Origin of the sequence: Halioglobus sp. HI00S01 (assembly GCF_001635445.1) — a bacterium.
GTDB lineage: Bacteria > Pseudomonadota > Gammaproteobacteria > Pseudomonadales > Halieaceae > Halioglobus > Halioglobus japonicus.
Window position 1 is genome coordinate 1 of the sequence record NZ_LWEE01000035.1, and the last position, 226, is coordinate 226.

A 226-nucleotide genomic window follows, 5' to 3' on the forward strand; every position below is an offset into this window, starting at 1 on the left:
CCGCATTCCAGCATCCTGGGCCTGCGGCGGTGAGATACCCGCGAGGCACAGGGCCGGGCGCTGACATCTCCTCCGAGATGTCTTCACTAGAGATCGGCAAATCGGTCACGGCGCGCAAGGGTTCAGAAGTGGCAATTCTAAATTTCGGAACGCTATTGCCTGCCGCCCGTGAGGCCGCTGAAGCGCTCAGGGCAACTCTGGTAGACATGCGTTGGGTGAAACCTAT

The 226-nt window shown here is 59.7% G+C and carries 1 protein-coding gene; it reads left to right on the forward strand.

Annotated features, from left to right (window positions below):
• Positions 1 to 226, forward strand: a 226-nt coding sequence (locus A3709_RS22530; protein ID WP_304438762.1) for a transketolase C-terminal domain-containing protein, incomplete at both ends; no start/stop codon positions are given.